Source organism: Pseudomonas sp. G7(2022), assembly GCF_052660475.1.
Genome location: NZ_CP109659.1, coordinates 281,485 through 298,607, shown reverse-complemented (window position 1 = coordinate 298,607; position 17,123 = coordinate 281,485). Strand labels below are relative to the sequence as shown.

Genomic DNA, 17,123 nt, shown 5'->3' with positions numbered 1-17,123 from the left:
GGGTCAATGGAATGCCTTTTGACCCAGGCAGCGGCCAGCATCAAGCCGCCCCACCAGACTCCGGGCCTTCATTTACGCGCCTGCGAGCCTGCTTTCACAATTTGTCAGGTGGTTTTATGGACAGCATCAACAGCCGCATCGCCGAGGAACTCGGCGTACGCCCACAACAGGTCGAAGCGGCCGTCGCGCTACTCGATGAAGGCTCAACCGTTCCCTTCATCGCCCGTTACCGGAAAGAAGTGACCGGCAGCCTCGATGACACTCAGTTGCGTCATCTGGAAGAGCGTCTGCGCTACCTGCGAGAACTCGACGAACGGCGCATCAGCATTCTTTCCAGCATCCAGGAGCAGGGCAAACTCACCCCCGAACTGGAACGCGAAATCAAACTCGCCGACACCAAGACCCGCCTCGAAGACCTGTACCTGCCGTACAAGCAGAAGCGCCGCACCAAGGGCCAGATCGCCCTGGAAGCCGGCCTCGGCGAGCTGGCCGACGGTCTGTTCAACGACCCGAGCCTGACCCCCGAAGCCGAAGCTGCGCGCTTCGTCGACGCCGAAAAAGGCGTGGCCGATGCCAAGGCAGCGCTGGAAGGCGCCAAATACATCCTCATGGAGCGCTTCGCCGAAGACGCCAACCTGCTGGACAAACTGCGCAATTATTTGAAGCAGGAAGCCACCCTCAGCGCCCGCGTGATCGCCGGCAAGGAAGAGGAAGGCGCCAAATTCCGCGATTACTTCGAACACGACGAACCGCTGAAAAGCATGCCGTCGCACCGCGCGCTGGCAATTTTCCGTGGTCGCAACGAAGGCATTCTCAGCTCCGCGCTGAAAGTCGGCGAAGAACTGCCGGGCACCCTGCACCCGTGCGAAGGCATGATCGGCCAGCACGTCGGCATCCAGAATCAGAACCGTCCGGCCGACAAATGGCTGGGCGAAGTGGTGCGCTGGACCTGGAAGGTCAAGCTCTACACCCACCTGGAAACCGACCTGCTCGGCGAGCTGCGCGACGGCGCCGAGACCGAGGCGATCAACGTGTTCGCCCACAATCTGCACGACCTGCTGCTGGCCGCCCCGGCCGGCCCGCGTGCCACCCTGGGCCTGGACCCGGGCCTGCGCACCGGTTGCAAGGTCGCCGTGGTCGACGCCACCGGCAAGCTGCTGGATCACGCCACGGTTTACCCGCACGTGCCGCACAACAAGTGGGATCAGACCATCGCCATCCTGGCCGCCCTGTGCGCCAAGCACTCGGTCGATCTGATCGCCATCGGCAACGGCACCGCCAGCCGTGAAACCGACAAGCTGGCCATCGAGCTGATCAAAAAATACCCGGCGATGAAAATGACCAAGGTCATGGTCTCCGAAGCCGGCGCATCGGTGTACTCGGCATCGGAACTGGCGGCCAAGGAATTCCCGGATCTGGACGTATCGATCCGTGGCGCAGTATCGATTGCCCGCCGTCTGCAGGACCCACTGGCAGAGCTGGTGAAAATCGATCCGAAATCCATCGGTGTCGGCCAGTACCAGCACGACGTGTCGCAGCTGAAGCTGGCGCGCGGCCTGGACGCCGTGGTCGAGGACTGCGTGAACGCCGTGGGCGTGGACGTGAACACCGCCTCCGTAGCGCTGTTGGCGCGGATCTCCGGCCTCAACGCGACCCTGGCGCAGAACATCGTGGCCCACCGGGACGAGCACGGCGCATTCAAAACTCGCGCTGCGCTGAAGAAAGTCGCGCGTCTGGGCGAGAAAACCTTTGAGCAGGCCGCCGGCTTCCTGCGCGTGATGAACGGCGATAACCCGCTGGATTCCTCGGCCGTTCACCCGGAAGCCTATCCGCTGGTGCAACGCATCGCCGCTGAAACCGACCGCGACATCCGCTCGCTGATCGGCGACGCGGCGTTCCTCAAGCGTCTGGATCCGAAGAAATTCACCGACGAGACCTTCGGTCTGCCAACCGTCACCGACATTCTGCAGGAACTGGAAAAACCGGGCCGCGACCCGCGTCCGGAGTTCAAGACCGCCGAGTTCCAGGAAGGCGTCGAGGACCTGAAGGACCTGCAACTGGGGATGATCCTCGAAGGCGTGGTGACCAACGTGACCGCGTTCGGTGCGTTCGTCGACATCGGCGTGCATCAGGACGGTCTGGTGCACATTTCCGCGCTCTCGGAGAAATTCATCAAGGATCCGCGCGAGGCGGTGAAGGCCGGTGACGTGGTGAAAGTGAAGGTCATGGAAGTCGACATCCCGCGCAAACGCGTCGGCCTGTCGATGCGTATGAGCGACACCCCGGGCGAGAAGATCGACGGTGCCCGTGGTTCGCGTCCGGGCTCGGCGCCACGCCAGTCCCAGGGTTCGGCTCCGCGCAAGGAAAGCACCCCGGCAGCTCCGGCGAACAACGCCATGGCGTCGCTGTTCGCCAACGCCAAGCAGTTGAAGAAACGTTGATGGAAATTCCGGCCGGGCTCGTCGAGAGCGCGTTTTTCAAGCTGTTGGGCTGTCGCCTGCACAGCCTGGAAACCGGGGTGGCGCAAGTCGCCCTGGCGCTGGAACCCGAACTGCGCAATCGCGGCGGCAAGCTGCACGGTGGCGCGCTGTTCAGTCTGGTCGATATCGCCATGGGGCTGGCCTGTTCCAGCACCCACGGCTTTGATCAGCAGAGCGCGACCATCGAGTGCAAGATCAACTACATCCGCGCCGTCTCCGAAGGCGAGGTGATGTGCACGGCGCGGGTGATCCACCCGGGCCGGCGCACGCTGGTGGTCGAAGCCGACGTGATGCAGGGCGACAAACTGGTCGCAAAAGCGCAAGGCACGTTCGCTGTCCTGTAGATGTTGTTCATCATTTTGAGTTAATTTCGGCGCTGTGATCGCAGCGTCGAGCTTTTCTGTGGGAGCGGGCTTGCCCGCGAAGAGGGAGTGTCAGGCAGCATCAGGTCGCCTGACACGACGCCTTCGCGGGCAAGCCCGCTCCCACAGGGATCGCGTAATCTTCGCGTGCATCGGCCAGATTCAGGGAATGAAGTCGGCGCTTCAACGGGGGCTTCAGAGCCCGAAAAACCAGGCGAAAACGCCAGTTTCAACTTCACCCTTGTAGACCGTCCTGCCCACCCCCATATTGGGGCGACTGACGCGTGAAGGAATCCAAATTGAGCGAACTTCTCAACCGCCGCCTGGCTCTGCTCGGCGAGCGCGCTAACCTCTCTCTGCTTGAGCAGTGCCTTCACGGTATCGAACGTGAATGCCTGCGCGTGACCGGCGAAGGCCGTCTGGCCCAAACGCCGCACCCTGAAGCCCTGGGTTCCGCGCTGACCAACGAACAGATCACGACCGACTATTCCGAGTCGTTGCTGGAGTTCATCACGCCCGCCCTGCCAGACCCTGCCGATACCCTGGCCAGCCTGGACAAGATTCATCGCTTCGCCTACAGCAAGCTCGGCAACGAGTACCTGTGGAGTCCATCGATGCCGTGCCCGTTGCCGGCCGAGGAAGACATCCCGATCGCCTATTACGGCACCTCCAACATCGGTCAGCTCAAGTACGTCTACCGCAAGGGCCTGGCCCTGCGTTACGGCAAGACCATGCAGTGCATCGCCGGGATTCACTACAACTTCTCCCTGCCGGAAAAGCTCTGGCCGTTGCTGAAAGAAGCCGAAGGCTTCGTCGGCACCGACCGGGATTTCCAGTCGTCGTCCTACATCGCGCTGATCCGTAACTTCCGTCGCTACAGCTGGCTACTGATGTACCTGTTCGGCGCTTCGCCGGCGCTGGACGCCGGTTTCCTGCGCGGCCGTTCGCATCAGCTGGAACAGCTGGATCCGGACACCCTGTACCTGCCCTACGCCACCAGCCTGCGCATGAGTGACCTCGGTTACCAGAGCAACGCCCAGGCCGGCCTGACCCCTTGCTACAACGACCTGGCCAGCTACACCGACAGCCTGCGCCAAGCGGTGGCCACGCCGTACGCGCCGTACGTTGAAATCGGCACGCACCAGGATGGCGAGTGGGTGCAACTGAACACCAACATCCTGCAGATCGAAAACGAGTACTACTCCAACATCCGCCCGAAACGCGTGACCTACACCGGCGAGCGGCCGATCCAGGCCTTGATGGCCCGTGGCATCCAGTACGTCGAAGTGCGCTGCCTGGACATCAACCCGTTCCTGCCGATGGGCATCGATCTGACCGAGTCGCGCTTCCTCGACGCGTTCCTGCTGTACTGCGCGCTGAACGACAGCCCGTTGCTGACCAACATCAGCTGCGGCAACGCCACCTCCAACTTCCTCAGCGTGGTCAAGGAAGGTCGCCGTCCGGGCCTGCAATTGCAGCGCGACGGCCAACCCGTCGACATGAAGGAATGGGCGGCGCAACTGCTGGAAAAAATTGCTCCGCTGGCCGCGTTGCTCGATCAGAGCCATGGCGGCGATGCCCACAGCAAGGCCCTCGACGCGCAACTGGCGAAGGTCAAGGACTCGTCCCTGACACCTTCGGCCCAAGTGCTGGCGGCCATGGCCGAGCACAAGGAAAGCTTCGCGCAATTCTCCCTGCGCCAGAGCCAGGCCCACGCCGAGTTCTTCCGCAGCGAGCCGTTGGCGGCTGACGAGCAAGCGAAGTTTGAAGAACTGGCGCGCTCTTCACTGGCGCAACAGGCTGAGCTGGAACAGAACGAGGTCGGCGATTTCGACGTGTTTGTCGGGTCGTATCAGGCGAGCATTCTGGCGATCAGCAACTGATCGATCGGCTTTGGATCGCAGCCCCTCACCCTAGCCCTCTCCCAAGGGGAGAGGGGACTGACCGAGTTGTACTCTCGAACTGCACCGACGTGAAATACCGAGTCGAACTCAGGATCTGAAAAGCCCCCGATCAGCTCCCTTTCCCCCTCGCCCCCCTGGGGGCGGTCCGACGCTTCGGGAGGGTTGGGGTGAGGGGGAAAAGATCTCAAGCCATACCCAGAACTCCAACGCCCCCAATACCTCTGAGCCTTAGATTTTTCCGCTCATAAGCTCATTCTAAAAAGTTATTTATTTTTAGATTCTTAGATCATTTAGTCTCCTTTCACGCCGACGCTCGGTCGCCTGATATGGAGCTCTTCAATGAAACTGAATGTCCCGCTTCGCCTGCTGGCCGTGGCCTCTCTGGCTGCCGCGAGTTTCCTGGCTCAGGCCGCCGACCTCACTGTTGCCTACCAGACCACCGTCGATCCGGCGAAAGTCGCCCAGGCCGACGGCGCCTACGAGAAAGCCACCAAGGCCGACATCAACTGGCGCAAGTTCGATAACGGTGCCGATATCATTGCCGCCATCGCCTCCGGTGACGTGCAGATCGGCTACCTCGGTTCCAGCCCGCTGACCGCGGCGATCACCCGCAAGGTGCCGGTGGAAACCTTTCTAATTGCCACCCAGATCGGCGCCGCCGAAGCGCTGGTCGCCCGCGACGGCTCCGGCATCAAGACCCCGCAGGATCTGGTCGGCAAGAAAATCGCCGTGCCGTTCGTGTCCACCGGTCACTACAGCCTGCTCGCCGCGCTGAAGCACTGGAACATCGACCCTTCGAAAGTCACCGTCCTCAACCTCGCCCCGCCGGCGATCATTGCCGCGTGGAAACGCGGTGACATCGACGCCACTTACGTTTGGGATCCGGCGCTGGGTGTGGCCAAGGAAAACGGCAAAGTGCTGATCACTTCCGGTGAGCTGGCCAAGTTCGGCGCGCCGACCTTCGACGCCTGGATCGTGCGCAAGGACTTCGCCGAGAAGCACCCGGAAATCGTCACGGCCTTCGCCAAAGTCACCCTCGACGCCTACGCCGACTACCGCAAGGATCCAAAAGCCTGGCTGGCCAACCAGAGCAACGTCGACAAGCTGGTGAAGCTCTCCGGCGCCAAGGCCAGCGACATTCCATTACTGCTGCAAGGCAACGTCTACCCGCTGGCGGCGGATCAGGTCAGTGACCTCGGCGCGCCGACTACCAAAGCCATCACCGACACCGCTGCGTTCCTCAAGGAGCAAGGCAAGGTCGAAGCGGTACTGCCGGACTACGCGCCGTACGTCAGCGCCAAGTACATCACCAACTGATCGGGAGTCAACTGCGATGGCCTTGCTACAGCTGGAGCGCATCAGCGCACAGTATCCCGGCAGTCCGGAACCGGTACTGTCCGACATTTCCCTGACCCTCGGCCCTCAGCAATTGCTGGTGGCCCTGGGCCCTTCCGGCAGTGGCAAGACTTCGCTGTTGAACCTGATTGCCGGCTTCGTCGAACCAAGCGCCGGTCGCATCACCCTCGACAACGTACCGGTCAAAGGCCCGAGCGCCGAACGCGGCGTGGTGTTCCAGGACGACGCCCTGCTGCCCTGGCAGGACGTGCTGGCCAACGTGGCTTTCGGTCTCGAACTGGCCGGTGTGGCCAAGGACAAACGCGAACAGCGCGCCCGGGAAATGCTCGCGCTGGTCGACCTTTCCGGTTTTGAACACCGTCGCATCTGGCAGCTCTCCGGCGGCCAGAAACAGCGCGTCGGCCTGGCCCGCGCCCTCGCCGCCGACCCACGCGTGCTGTTGATGGATGAACCCTTCGGCGCCCTCGACGCCTTTACCCGCGAACAGATGCAGGAGCTGTTGCTGCAAGTCTGGCAACGCACCGCCAAACCGGTGTTCCTGATTACCCACGACATTGAAGAAGCGGTGTTCCTCGCTACTGACCTGATTTTGCTGGCGCCGAATCCGGGGCAGATCGTCGAGCGTCTGCATCTCGACTTCGGCAAGCGCTACGCCGCCGGCGAATCGGCGCGGTCGATCAAGTCCGATCCGCGCTTCATCGAAACCCGCGAACACGTACTCGCCAAAGTGTTCTCGCAACGCAGCGCCGCTCAGCGGCAGGAGCGCGCATGAGCAGTTACGACGTTTCCGCCACCGCCGTGAAACCTGCCGCCACGTCGGCGGTGATTCCCGTGCGCCGCAGCCTCAGCACCCGCTGGATCAGCCTGCTGACCCTGTTCGCGTTACTGGTGATCTGGTGGGCCGTGACGGCCACCGGCCTGATCGAACCGCTGTTCCTGCCGCCACCGTCCGCCGTGCTGCAAAAAGGCTGGTTGCTGGCGACCACGGGCTACATGGATTCAACGTTGTGGCAGCACCTGGGCGCGAGCCTGAGCCGCATCGGCCTGGGCCTGGGTTTTGCGATTCTGACCGCCGTGCCGGTGGGCATTGCCATCGGCGCCAACCGCATCGCCCGTGGCGTGCTCGATCCGCTGATCGAGTTCTACCGGCCGATTCCGCCACTGGCGTATCTGCCGCTGATCGTGATCTGGTGCGGCATCGGCGAATTGTCGAAAGTGCTGCTGATCTACCTGGCGATTTTCGCTCCGATCGCGATTGCCACCGCCACTGGCGTGCGCACCGTCGACCCGGCCAAATTGCGCGCCGCGCAGTCGCTGGGCGCCACCCGCGCACAACTGATCCGCCATGTGATTTTGCCAAGTGCTCTGCCGGACATTCTGACCGGTGTGCGCATCGGCCTGGGTGTCGGCTGGTCGACGCTGGTCGCCGCCGAACTGATCGCGGCCACCAGCGGCCTGGGCTTCATGGTGCAGTCGGCCGCGCAGTTTCTGGTCACCGATGTGGTGGTGCTGGGGATTCTGGTCATCGCCCTGATCGCCTTCGCCATGGAGATGGGCCTGCGCGCCCTGCAACGCAAACTGGTGCCGTGGCACGGCCAGGCCCACTGATTTTTCAGCACTGACTACCCCGACAGTTTCGGGGCCCCGGAATTGAAGAGAACCACCATGAGCAGCCTGAACATCACCCCGTTAAGCTCGGCCCTCGGCGCACAGATCAGCGGCGTCGACATCAGCCAGCCGCTGAACCTGGAACAGCGCGACGCCATCGAGCAGGCGCTGCTCAAATATCAAGTGCTGTTCTTCCGCAATCAGCCGATCGAGCCTTCGCAGCAGGCGCGCTTCGCCCACTATTTCGGCGACCTGCACATTCACCCGATCTACCCGAACGTACCGGAACAACCGGAAGTGCTGATCCTCGACACCGCCGTCACCGACGTGCGCGACAACGCGATCTGGCACACCGACGTGACCTTCCTGCCGACCCCGGCCATGGGCGCGGTGCTCAGCGCCAAGCTGTTGCCGGAGTTCGGTGGCGACACGTTGTGGGCCAGCGGGATCGCCGCCTATGAAGCGCTGTCGGCGCCAATGAAAGCACTGCTCGAAGGGCTGACCGCGACTCATGACTTCACCCGTTCGTTTCCGCTGGAGCGCTACGGCAACACCCCGCAAGCACTGGCGCAGTGGGAAGAGGCGCGGCGCAAGAATCCACCGCTGTCGCACCCGGTGATTCGGACTCATCCGGTGAGCGGACGCCGTTCGTTGTTCGTCAACGAAGGGTTCACGTCGAAGATCAATGAGCTGTCGGAGACCGAGAGCGAAGCGATTTTGAAGTTTCTGTTCGCCCACGCGACGCGGCCGGAATTCACCATTCGCTGGCGCTGGCAGAAGGACGACATCGCGTTCTGGGACAACCGCGTGACGCAGCATTACGCGGTGGATGACTACCGGCCGGCGCGGCGAGTGATGCAGCGGGCTACGGTGTTGGGAGATGTGCCGTTCTTTAAATAGGCCCCGATTTCTTTGGTGCTTGAGCCGGCCTCTTCGCGGGCAAGCCCGCTCCCACAAAGACAGCTGTGTTCGCAGATTTTGTGTACGACTCGGCCCCTGTGGGAGCGGGCTTGCCCGCGAAAGCGTCAGAGCAGGCGCCGAATATTTCGGCGCCAGTCACTTATTCAGCCGTCGATGGTTTCTCCCAAAGATTGATCCCGCCCTCCTGGGCAAACCGGTCAATCTCCGCCAGTTCCTGAGCACTGAAGCTCAGATTCTTCAACGCCCCGACGTTCTCGATAATCTGCTCCGGCCGGCTCGCGCCAATCAATGCCGAGGTCACCCGCGGATCGCGCAGCGTCCAGGCCAATGCCAGTTGCGCCAGGCTCTGGCCACGACGCTTGGCGATTTCATTCAACGCCCGCACGTGAGCAATGTTGGCCTCGGACAAGTGCGAAGCCTGCAAAGAACCACCGCCCGGACGGTTGACCCGCGCATCCGCCGGCACGCCGTTGAGGTATTTGTCGGTCAGCAGACCCTGCGCCAGCGGGGTGAAGGCAATCACGCCAGTGCCGAGCTCGTCGGTGGTGTCGAGCAGGTCCTTTTCCACCCAGCGGTTGAGCAGGTTGTAGGCCGGTTGGTGGATCAGCAGCGGCACTTTCCACTCTTTGAGCAACGCGGCGATTTCGCGGGTTTTCACCCCGGAGTACGACGAGATGCCGATGTACAACGCCTTGCCCTGCTGCACCGCCGTGGCGAGGGCGCTGGCGGTTTCTTCCAGCGGGGTGTCCGGGTCGAAGCGGTGCGAATAGAAGATATCCACATAGTCCAGGCCCAGGCGTTGCAGGCTCTGGTCGAGGCTGGCCAGCACGTATTTGCGCGAGCCGCCGCCCTGGCCGTAAGGGCCGGGCCACATGTCCCAGCCGGCCTTGCTGGAGATGATCAGTTCGTCGCGGTATTGCTTGAAGTCTTCGCGCAGCAGACGACCGAAGTTGATCTCGGCGCTGCCGTAGGGCGGGCCGTAGTTGTTGGCCAGGTCGAAGTGGTTGATGCCCAGGTCGAACGCCGTGCGCAGCAACGCGCGCTGGGTGTCGATCGGCGTGCTGTCGCCGAAGTTGTGCCACAGGCCCAGGGAAAGCGCCGGCAGCACCAGACCGCTGCGTCCGACGCGGCGGTAAGGGATGGAGTCATAGCGGTTTTCGGCAGCGGTGTAAGTCATCGAATCCTCTCTTGTCGGTCTTGAATCGGGTGTCGATTGCTACGCAAATCTGTTGCCGGGCCTGGCGAGGCCAAGGTTCTGGCGCAAGGTCCGGCCCTCGTATTCGGTTCTGAACAGCCCACGCCGTTGCAGTTCCGGGACCACGCCGTTGGCGAAGTCTTCGAGCCCGCCGGGCAGGTGCGGCACCAGCACGTTGAAACCGTCCGCCGCGCCTTGCTCGAACCATTCCTGCAAGCGGTCGGCAATCTGCGCCGGGGTGCCGACGACGCTGTAATGCCCGCGACCGCCGGCGATTCTGCGACCCAGTTCGGCCAGGGTCAGATGCTCCCGGCCGGCCAGTTCGGTCAGCAGTTTCTGCCGGCTCTGCTGGCCGCTTTCAGTCAGCGGCAAATCCGGCAGCGGCCCGTCCAGCGGGTACTTCGACAGATCGAAGTTGCCCAGCATACGCCCAAGCAGGGCGACGCCCACCTCGGGTTCGACCAATTGCTGAAACGTTTCACATTTTTCCTGCGCTTCGGCGTCCGTCTGCCCGACCACGACGAACACGCCGGGCATGATTTTCAGTGAATCGGCGCTGCGTCCGTATTTCGGCAAGCGGCCCTTGAGGTCGGCGTAAAACGCCTGGGCGCTGGCCAGTGAGGTCTGCGCGGTGAATACCACTTCGGCTGTCTGCGCTGCCAGTTCACGTCCGGTTTCCGACGAGCCGGCCTGCACGATCACCGGCTGACCCTGTGGCGAGCGCGCGACATTCAGCGGGCCTTTGACCCGGAAGTGCTCACCGACGTGATCCAGAACGTGCAGTTTTTCCGGGTCGTAATACGCACCGCTGGCCTTGTCGCGAAGGAAGGCATCATCCTGCCAACTGTCCCAAAGCCCGGTGACCACCTGATGAAACTCCCGGGCGCGGCTGTAGCGTTCGGCGTGGCCGATGTGTTCGTCGCGGCCGAAATTCTGCGCTTCGGCGGCGTTGTCCGAGGTCACCAGATTCCACCCCGCTCGCCCGCCCGACAGGTGATCGAGCGAAGCGAACTTGCGCGCCACGTGGTACGGCTCGTTGTAACTGGTGGTAGCGGTGGCGATCAGGCCGATGTGTTCGGTTACCGCGCTCAAGGCCGAGAGCAACGTCAGCGGTTCGAAGTGATCCGAACGGGCCATGCGGCTGGCGATGTCCTGGGTTGGCGCAGCGACGCTATCGGCGACGAACAAGGTGTCGAACTTCGCCGCCTCGGCAATCTGCGCCAGGCGTTTGTAATGGGCGAAATCCAGCCCGGCGTTGGCCGGCACATCCGGATGACGCCACGCGGCGACGTGGTGCCCGGTGGCCATGAGGAACGCGCCGAGTTTCAGCTGTCTGCTCATCTCAGAAGTCCTTGCGCAGTTGCACGCCGAAGTAGCGCTCGTCGTCGCGAGGCACGGCGCGGTAGATGTAGTTGCCACCGCTGGCGAGCAACGGCGAGTAGGACTTGTCGGTAAGGTTTTTGCCGAGCAGCGCCACGCGCCAGCCGTTGTTGTAATCGGCCAGGGCGACGCTGGCGTTCCAGAGGCCGTAGGCGCCCTGCTTGGTGTCGGCGTTCTGGCTGATGTCGTACTGCACTTCGCTCTGCCAGCTGTAGTCGGTGCCGAGTTCGATATCCAGGCCGTTATCCAGCGGGATCGTGTAGTCGGCGCGCACGTAGCTTTTCCAGTCCGGGCTGAACGGCAGCGGCTTGCCGTTGACGTTGCACGACGCCGCCGCACCCGCCGGGCAGGCGAACTGGTCGATGCGGGCGCGGGTGTAGGCCAGTGCGCCGGAAAACTTCAGTTGCTGGGTCGCTTGCAAGGCGTAATCGATTTCCACGCCTTCGGTGCTGACGCTGCCGGCGTTGATCAGGCGCGTTACGACTTGCCCGGCGACGGTGTCGAAAAAGTTCGCTTGGTAGTTGTCGTAGTCGCTGTGGAAAACCGCGAGGTTGGTGGTCAGGCGATTGTTCCAGCTTGAGGCTTTGATCCCCGCCTCCCAGGTGTTGGAGGTTTCCGGTTTCAGCGCTTCGGTGTCGCGTGGCTGCATGTTGAAGAACACGTTGTAGGCCGGGCCTTTGTAGCCGCGCGAGTAGGTCAGATAAGTGGTGACGGCATCGCTCAGGTCGTACTGCAAACCGAGCCGACCGGACCAGCCATCTTCATCCACCGAACCGGAGCTGCGGGTGGCCGGTTGAATACCGCTGACGGTGGTGGCGGAAGTGGAAACGCGACGGTGATCGTATTCCAGATCGTCATGGGTGTAGCGCAGGCCGGCGATGCCACGGAAGTCCGAAGTGAAATTCAACGTGCTCTCACCGAACACCGCGTAGCTGTCGCTGGTGGTGCTGTAATCGGCGACGCCGCGATCAGTTCGTGTGGTGGTGGTCAGCGTGCGTTGATAGGTCTCGTCATCCTTGCCGTGCATGTAGAACAGACCGCCGACGTATTCGAGGAACTCGCCTTTGGGCGAGGCCAGACGCAGCTCCTGCGAGTACTGGTCGAAGGCCAGATCACCCTTGTCCGCCGTGCCGGGGAAAGCGGCCGTCACCGTACCGAGGCGGTCGCCGTCCTGATACTGAGTGTTGTCCCAGCCACGCCACGCGGTGATCGAGGTCAGGGTGTAATCGCCCAGTTGCCAGTCGAGCTGGCCGGACAGGCCCTTGTTGGTGTCCTCGACGTGGGAGCGAGTGTCGGTGTTGATGTCGCGGTTGTGGCGAGTGGCGCTGACCGGGCTTAGCGCATTGGCGAAGGCCGGGGTCAACGATTTGGTGACGACGCCATTGGGGCCGTCATCGTGGGACTGCATGTAGTCGGCGATCAGGGTGAAGGTGACGTCGTCGTTCGGGGTGAATTCCAGTTTGCCGCGCACGCCGCGATGGTTGTAGCCGTTGACCTCCTGGCCGTTGTGCTTGTTGTCGACATTGCCGTCGTAAGTGCCGAAAAGGGTGCTGATCGACCCCTTGAGTGTGTCCGGAATCAGGCTCCCGCCAATGCCGAAACGGGTGCGGCTTTCATTGCCGCTGTAGTACGACTGATCGATGTAGCCGTGGGTCTCGGCGGTCGGCGCCTTGCTGGTGATGTTCAACACGCCGGCCGAGGCGTTCTTGCCGAACAGCGTGCCTTGCGGGCCGCGCAGAATCTCGACGCGTTCCAGGTCCAGCAAATCCAGAGTGGATTGGCCGGGACGCGCATAAACCACGCCATCAATCACCGTGGCCACGGTCGGCTCGACGCCCGGCGAGGTGGAAATCGTCCCTACGCCGCGCACGAACAACGAAGTGTCCTTGTTCGATGCGCCGGTGCGGAAATTCAGCGACGGCACTTGCTGGACGATGCTCGCCACGCTGTTGCGGTTGTCGCGTTCCAGCTGCTCGCCGTCGATCACCGACACCGGCACCGGGACCTTTTGCAGCGACTCTTCGCGGCGGGTGGCGGTGACCGTGACGGACTTGAGTGTCGGCTCCTGATCGGTGCTGTCGGCGGCGAACGCGGCCGGCAGCGGCAGCGCGGCCAGCCCGGTGAGTAGCCAGCCCGCAGCGCGGATCGATTGCGCCAGTTTGTGTGTCGCCCCAGGAATGTTGTGCATGTGTGCCCGCTCGAAAAGTTGCCCTGAACCGCTGCCGTTCTGCGACGACAGCGCCTGTCTCGGTGTCTTGGGCATTCGCTCGAGCGAGTAGCAGACAATGCGCTTTGTTAGCGCTAACATCGCCAGTATTGGCAAGCCGGACATAGACCGTCCAATACTGAAAAATTACTTTTATATGCGTTTTGGTTTTTAAGAAGGATCGAGCCTTGAGCGAAGAAAAGCCCCGCAAGCGCCGTGGCGCCGGTCGCGTGACCCTCAACGCTGTGGCGCGCCAGGCCGGTGTTTCGGCAATCACCGTGTCGCGCTACTTCAACCAGCCGGAACAGGTCTCGCCCGAACGCCGCGAACGGATCGCGGCGGTGGTCGCCGAGCTGGGTTATGTGCCGAATCTGGTGGCCGGCGGCCTCGCCTCGGCACGGGGGAAAATCGTCGGCATGGTGATTCCGAACATCTCCGGGCCGATCTTCGCCAACACCATTCAGGGTTTCAGCGACACCCTCAGCCGTCACGGCTATCAGCTGTTGCTGGCCTCGAGTTACTTCAGCACTGAACAGGAAGAAAACGCCGTGCGGGCGTTCCTCGGCTGGTCGCCGGCGGCGCTGGTGGTCACCAGTCACTTCCACAGTGCGGGCACGGAAAAGATGCTCGCCGAAGCGGATATCCCGGTGATCGAAACCTGGGATTACCAGCCGGATCGCGAGCCGATGCAAATCGGCTTTTCGCACTTCGAGGTGGGGGTCAGCGCCGCTCGTTATTTGCACGGCAAGGGCTATCGGCGGATCGCGTTTGTGCAAAACAGCGCACCCGGCGACTTCAGCGCACTGGAGCGCCGCGACGGTTACGCAGCGACCGTCCGCGAGTTGGGCCTCGAACCGTGGGTATTCGCACCCGACGCCGATCGCGCCCCGTTCGAAGCCGGCAAGCAAGCGATGGAAGCGCTGATGAGCGCCTCACCGCGCCCGGACGCCATCCTCTTCGCCAACGACAACCTCGCCGCCGGCGGCCTGCTCGCCGGACAACGCGCCGGCCTCAAAATCCCCGAAGACTGCGCCGTCCTCGGCTTCGGCGACTACCCGTTCGCCGAGATGCTGCTGCCCAGCCTGAGCACCATCAAACCACCGGCGCTGGAGATCGGCGTACTGGCAGCGACGCGAGTGCTGGAAAGCCTGGGCGTGTTGCCGAGCGATGAGGTGCAGCGGTTGAATCTGCTGCAGTGCACGGTCATAGAGCGGGAAAGTACCTGACAAGTATGGCGTGGGCCGGTTTGGCTATGCTCTAGGTAACACCGCACATTCCACAGGCGCGACCATGCACACCGCAATCATCATCTTCTTCGGCCTGATCCTGCTGGCGCTGATGCTCTATATCGGCGAGCGCATCGGCTTCAGTCGACAGACCATGGCCTACGGTTTCGCAGCGTTGTGGCTGGCGTTGACGGTGATCAATGGCGCGGTCGGCGTGGTGCACGCCGGGCAGCCGCTGGGGGCGGAGATTGCGATTGGCAGTGCCGTGTTTGGCGTGCCGATCGCTGCGATGGTGTTGTTCATGGTGCTGAGCGCCGAGACCTGAAACCGTCCCGGCGCCCTGCTCCGATCAACGCACCAGATGCAGGAACTGCATGTGCCGCTCGTACTGGTCGAGGATGTCGTTGATGATCTGCTCTTTGGTGTAACCGACCAGATCGTAGTCCTGACTGCCCTCGCTCAGATGCACTTCGGCGCGGTAGTAGCGGCGATTATTGAGCTGCTTGGAACCCATGCCGCCACGGGCGAATGACGGCGTGAAGTAGCCGCGCATCTGCACCTGATAGATGAACGGGTGCAGCTCGCCGTGACCGATTTCCAGGCTGACGCTGTCGTGGGCCGGATCGGGTTGCGTCACGACATTCAGCCCCTTTTCGACAAACACCGCCGTCACTTCTTCGATGGCCGGTTTCACCGTGGTGTCCATGAAGCGGTACACCTCGTCCCGCGACGGGAAGTGCACAGCCTGACTCAGGCGCTGTCGCCAACCACCCTTGCCACGCCGGGAGCCGGACACCGGGGCCAGCGAATGCAGTTGCGCGATCTGCTTCTGCGACTCCAGATAGAACGCCTTGTGCAGCCCCCACATCATCAGCAGCAGAATCAGCGAGAACGGCAACGAGGTCAGCACCACCGCCGACTTCAGCGCATCGATGCTGCCGGAGAACAGCAGTGCGCTGGTCACCAGTGCAGTCATCGCACCCCAGAACACCCGCAGCCATTTCGGCCCGTCTTCATCCGGATTGCCGCCCTTGGCCGACAGGGTCGAGAGCACCACGGTGCCGGAGTCGGCGGAGGTGACGAAGAACACGAAGCTGATAAACACCGTCACCGCGATGACGGTCTTGCTCCACGGGTAGGTTTCCAGCAGCAGGTAAAGGGTCATCGACGGATTGTCGAGGGCCGACATGCCCAGTGCCGACATGCCGTGATTGAGCACCTGATCGATGGCGCTGTTGCCGAAGATCGACATCCACGCCAGGGTGAAACCGAGCGGGATCAACAGCACGCCGAAGACGAATTCGCGGATGGTCCGGCCACGGGAAATCCGTGCGATGAACAGGCCCACGAACGGCGACCATGCAATCCACCAGGCCCAGTAGAACACCGTCCAGCCGCCGAGCCAGTCGCTTGGTTTGTCGTAGGCGTAGAGGTCGAAACTCTTCATCGGCAACGCGCCGAGGTAGTCACCGAGGTTCTGGATCAGGGTGTTGAGCAAATGCTGGGTAGGACCGGCGAACAACACGAACAGCAGCAGCGCACAGGCCAGCAGCATGTTGATGTCGGACATGACCCGCACGCCCTTATCTACGCCGGAAACGGCGACGATGATCGCCGCGCCCATCATCAGCGTGATCAGGCCGACCTGAATCCACTGGGTGTGGGCGATGCCGAACAGGTAGTCCAGACCCGAGTTGAGATGAAGCACGCCGAAGCCCATGTCCGCACCGAGGCCGAACACCGTGGCGATGATGCCGAAGCCATCGACCGCGTAGCCGATGGGCCCGTTGATGCGCTTGCCGATCAGCGGATACAGCGCCGAACGCAGGGCCAGCGGCAGGTTGTGCCGATAAGCGAAATACGCCAGTGCCATGCCGACAAAGGCGAACACGCCCCAGCCGTGCAGGCCCCAGTGCAGAAACAGAATCTGCATCGCCTGACGCGCCGCATCCGCCGTGCCGGCCTCGCCTTGCGGCGGCTGGAGCATGTGGGTCAGCGGTTCGGATACACAGAAGAAAAACAGCGTGATGCTGATCCCGGCGGCAAACAGCATGCCGGCCCAGGACAGGTAACTGAATTCGGGTTCGTCGTGGTCGGCACCGAGTTTGATCTTGCCGTAGCCCGATAACGCGGTGACCACCACGAAGACCAGATACAGGGTCATCGCGAGCATGTAGTACCAGCCGACCGTATTGGCCGCCCAGTTTTGCGCTTCAAGAAGCCAGGCACCGGCCTGTTCCGGCACGGCAATGACAACGAGGCCAAAGAGCAGAATCACCGTTGCGGCGAACCAGAACACCGGCGGATTCATGCGTACCAGACCGCTGGCGGGGGTAGACGATGCACTCATGAACGGTGCACCTCAAGGGGTTGGAAAATGGCTGAAATGATCGGACTCAGCAAAGGCAAGCCTCCTGTTGTGAGCGGGCAGCGAGCTACCGGTTTAACTTGAATGAACGTTCAAGTTAAACATGGATAGCACGCT

General features: G+C 62.5%; 13 protein-coding genes. 9 read left to right on the top strand and 4 right to left on the bottom strand.

What is annotated here, in order from left to right; genetic code table 11:
• Nucleotides 1-116: 116 nt before the first annotated feature.
• The 7 genes from NE357_RS01265 to tauD all read left to right on the top strand — a co-directional run bounded on the left by NE357_RS01265 (nt 117) and on the right by tauD (nt 8,610).
• Nucleotides 117-2,441, top strand: coding sequence for a Tex family protein (locus NE357_RS01265; RefSeq protein ID WP_169428398.1), 2,325 nt, complete (start codon nt 117-119; stop codon nt 2,439-2,441).
• Complete coding sequence (locus NE357_RS01260; RefSeq protein WP_085733334.1) at nt 2,441-2,824, top strand: PaaI family thioesterase; 384 nt, start codon at nt 2,441-2,443, stop codon at nt 2,822-2,824. The genes NE357_RS01265 and NE357_RS01260 overlap by 1 nt, the downstream gene beginning before the upstream one ends.
• Nucleotides 2,825-3,141: 317 nt before the next feature.
• Complete coding sequence (gene gshA, locus NE357_RS01255; protein ID WP_169428397.1) at nt 3,142-4,725, top strand: glutamate--cysteine ligase; 1,584 nt, start codon at nt 3,142-3,144, stop codon at nt 4,723-4,725.
• 360 nt (nt 4,726-5,085) lie between these two features.
• On the top strand, nt 5,086-6,063 hold the full coding sequence (gene tauA / locus NE357_RS01250) for a taurine ABC transporter substrate-binding protein (protein WP_169428396.1): 978 nt from the start codon (nt 5,086-5,088) through the stop codon (nt 6,061-6,063).
• 16 nt (nt 6,064-6,079) lie between these two features.
• Nucleotides 6,080-6,874 (top strand): taurine ABC transporter ATP-binding subunit, encoded by a 795-nt coding sequence (tauB, locus tag NE357_RS01245; protein WP_169428395.1) that lies wholly within the window; start codon nt 6,080-6,082, stop codon nt 6,872-6,874.
• Nucleotides 6,871-7,710 (top strand): taurine ABC transporter permease TauC, encoded by an 840-nt coding sequence (gene tauC / locus NE357_RS01240; protein WP_169428394.1) that lies wholly within the window; start codon nt 6,871-6,873, stop codon nt 7,708-7,710. Before tauB ends, tauC begins: the two co-directional genes overlap by 4 nt.
• Before the next feature lie 57 nt (nt 7,711-7,767).
• Nucleotides 7,768-8,610, top strand: a complete 843-nt coding sequence (gene tauD, locus NE357_RS01235; protein WP_169428393.1) for a taurine dioxygenase — start codon at nt 7,768-7,770, stop codon at nt 8,608-8,610.
• Nucleotides 8,611-8,770: 160 nt separating this feature from the next.
• On the opposite strand, the gene mgrA is transcribed toward tauD, so the two are convergent.
• Genes mgrA through NE357_RS01220 form a run of 3 tightly spaced genes read right to left on the bottom strand, consistent with a single transcriptional unit; the run spans nt 8,771 to nt 13,394 of the window.
• The gene (mgrA, locus tag NE357_RS01230; RefSeq protein WP_169428392.1) at nt 8,771-9,808 is read right to left on the bottom strand and encodes an L-glyceraldehyde 3-phosphate reductase; all 1,038 of its coding nucleotides are present in this window, start codon (nt 9,806-9,808) and stop codon (nt 8,771-8,773) included.
• 39 nt (nt 9,809-9,847) lie between these two features.
• The gene (locus NE357_RS01225) at nt 9,848-11,167 is read right to left on the bottom strand and encodes an LLM class flavin-dependent oxidoreductase (protein ID WP_169428391.1); all 1,320 of its coding nucleotides are present in this window, start codon (nt 11,165-11,167) and stop codon (nt 9,848-9,850) included.
• A 1-nt stretch (nt 11,168) separates the two neighbouring features.
• Nucleotides 11,169-13,394, bottom strand: a complete 2,226-nt coding sequence (locus NE357_RS01220; protein ID WP_169428390.1) for a TonB-dependent receptor — start codon at nt 13,392-13,394, stop codon at nt 11,169-11,171.
• A gap of 206 nt (nt 13,395-13,600) precedes the next feature.
• Here NE357_RS01220 and NE357_RS01215 point away from each other — a divergent pair, with 206 nt between their 5' ends.
• Both NE357_RS01215 and NE357_RS01210 read left to right on the top strand, forming a co-directional pair.
• On the top strand, nt 13,601-14,638 hold the full coding sequence (locus NE357_RS01215) for a LacI family DNA-binding transcriptional regulator (RefSeq protein ID WP_169428389.1): 1,038 nt from the start codon (nt 13,601-13,603) through the stop codon (nt 14,636-14,638).
• Nucleotides 14,639-14,702: 64 nt separating this feature from the next.
• Nucleotides 14,703-14,963, top strand: coding sequence for a hypothetical protein (locus NE357_RS01210; protein WP_169428388.1), 261 nt, complete (start codon nt 14,703-14,705; stop codon nt 14,961-14,963).
• 24 nt (nt 14,964-14,987) lie between these two features.
• On the opposite strand, the gene betT is transcribed toward NE357_RS01210, so the two are convergent.
• On the bottom strand, nt 14,988-16,949 hold the full coding sequence (gene betT / locus NE357_RS01205) for a choline transporter BetT (RefSeq protein WP_169432581.1): 1,962 nt from the start codon (nt 16,947-16,949) through the stop codon (nt 14,988-14,990).
• Nucleotides 16,950-17,123: the final 174 nt, after the last annotated feature.

Excerpts from the sequence above, each read along its gene's own strand:
- NE357_RS01265 (WP_169428398.1), top strand. The coding sequence starts at position 117 with ATGGACAGCATCAACAGCCGCATCGCCGAGGAACTCGGCGTACGCCCA.
- NE357_RS01260 (WP_085733334.1), top strand. The coding sequence starts at position 2,441 with ATGGAAATTCCGGCCGGGCTCGTCGAGAGCGCGTTTTTCAAGCTGTTG.
- tauA (WP_169428396.1), top strand. The coding sequence starts at position 5,086 with ATGAAACTGAATGTCCCGCTTCGCCTGCTGGCCGTGGCCTCTCTGGCT.
- tauB (WP_169428395.1), top strand. The coding sequence starts at position 6,080 with ATGGCCTTGCTACAGCTGGAGCGCATCAGCGCACAGTATCCCGGCAGT.
- tauC (WP_169428394.1), top strand. The coding sequence starts at position 6,871 with ATGAGCAGTTACGACGTTTCCGCCACCGCCGTGAAACCTGCCGCCACG.
- tauD (WP_169428393.1), top strand. The coding sequence starts at position 7,768 with ATGAGCAGCCTGAACATCACCCCGTTAAGCTCGGCCCTCGGCGCACAG.
- mgrA (WP_169428392.1), bottom strand. The coding sequence starts at position 9,808 with ATGACTTACACCGCTGCCGAAAACCGCTATGACTCCATCCCTTACCGC.
- NE357_RS01225 (WP_169428391.1), bottom strand. The coding sequence starts at position 11,167 with ATGAGCAGACAGCTGAAACTCGGCGCGTTCCTCATGGCCACCGGGCAC.
- NE357_RS01220 (WP_169428390.1), bottom strand. The coding sequence starts at position 13,394 with ATGCACAACATTCCTGGGGCGACACACAAACTGGCGCAATCGATCCGC.
- NE357_RS01210 (WP_169428388.1), top strand. The coding sequence starts at position 14,703 with ATGCACACCGCAATCATCATCTTCTTCGGCCTGATCCTGCTGGCGCTG.
- betT (WP_169432581.1), bottom strand. The coding sequence starts at position 16,949 with ATGAATCCGCCGGTGTTCTGGTTCGCCGCAACGGTGATTCTGCTCTTT.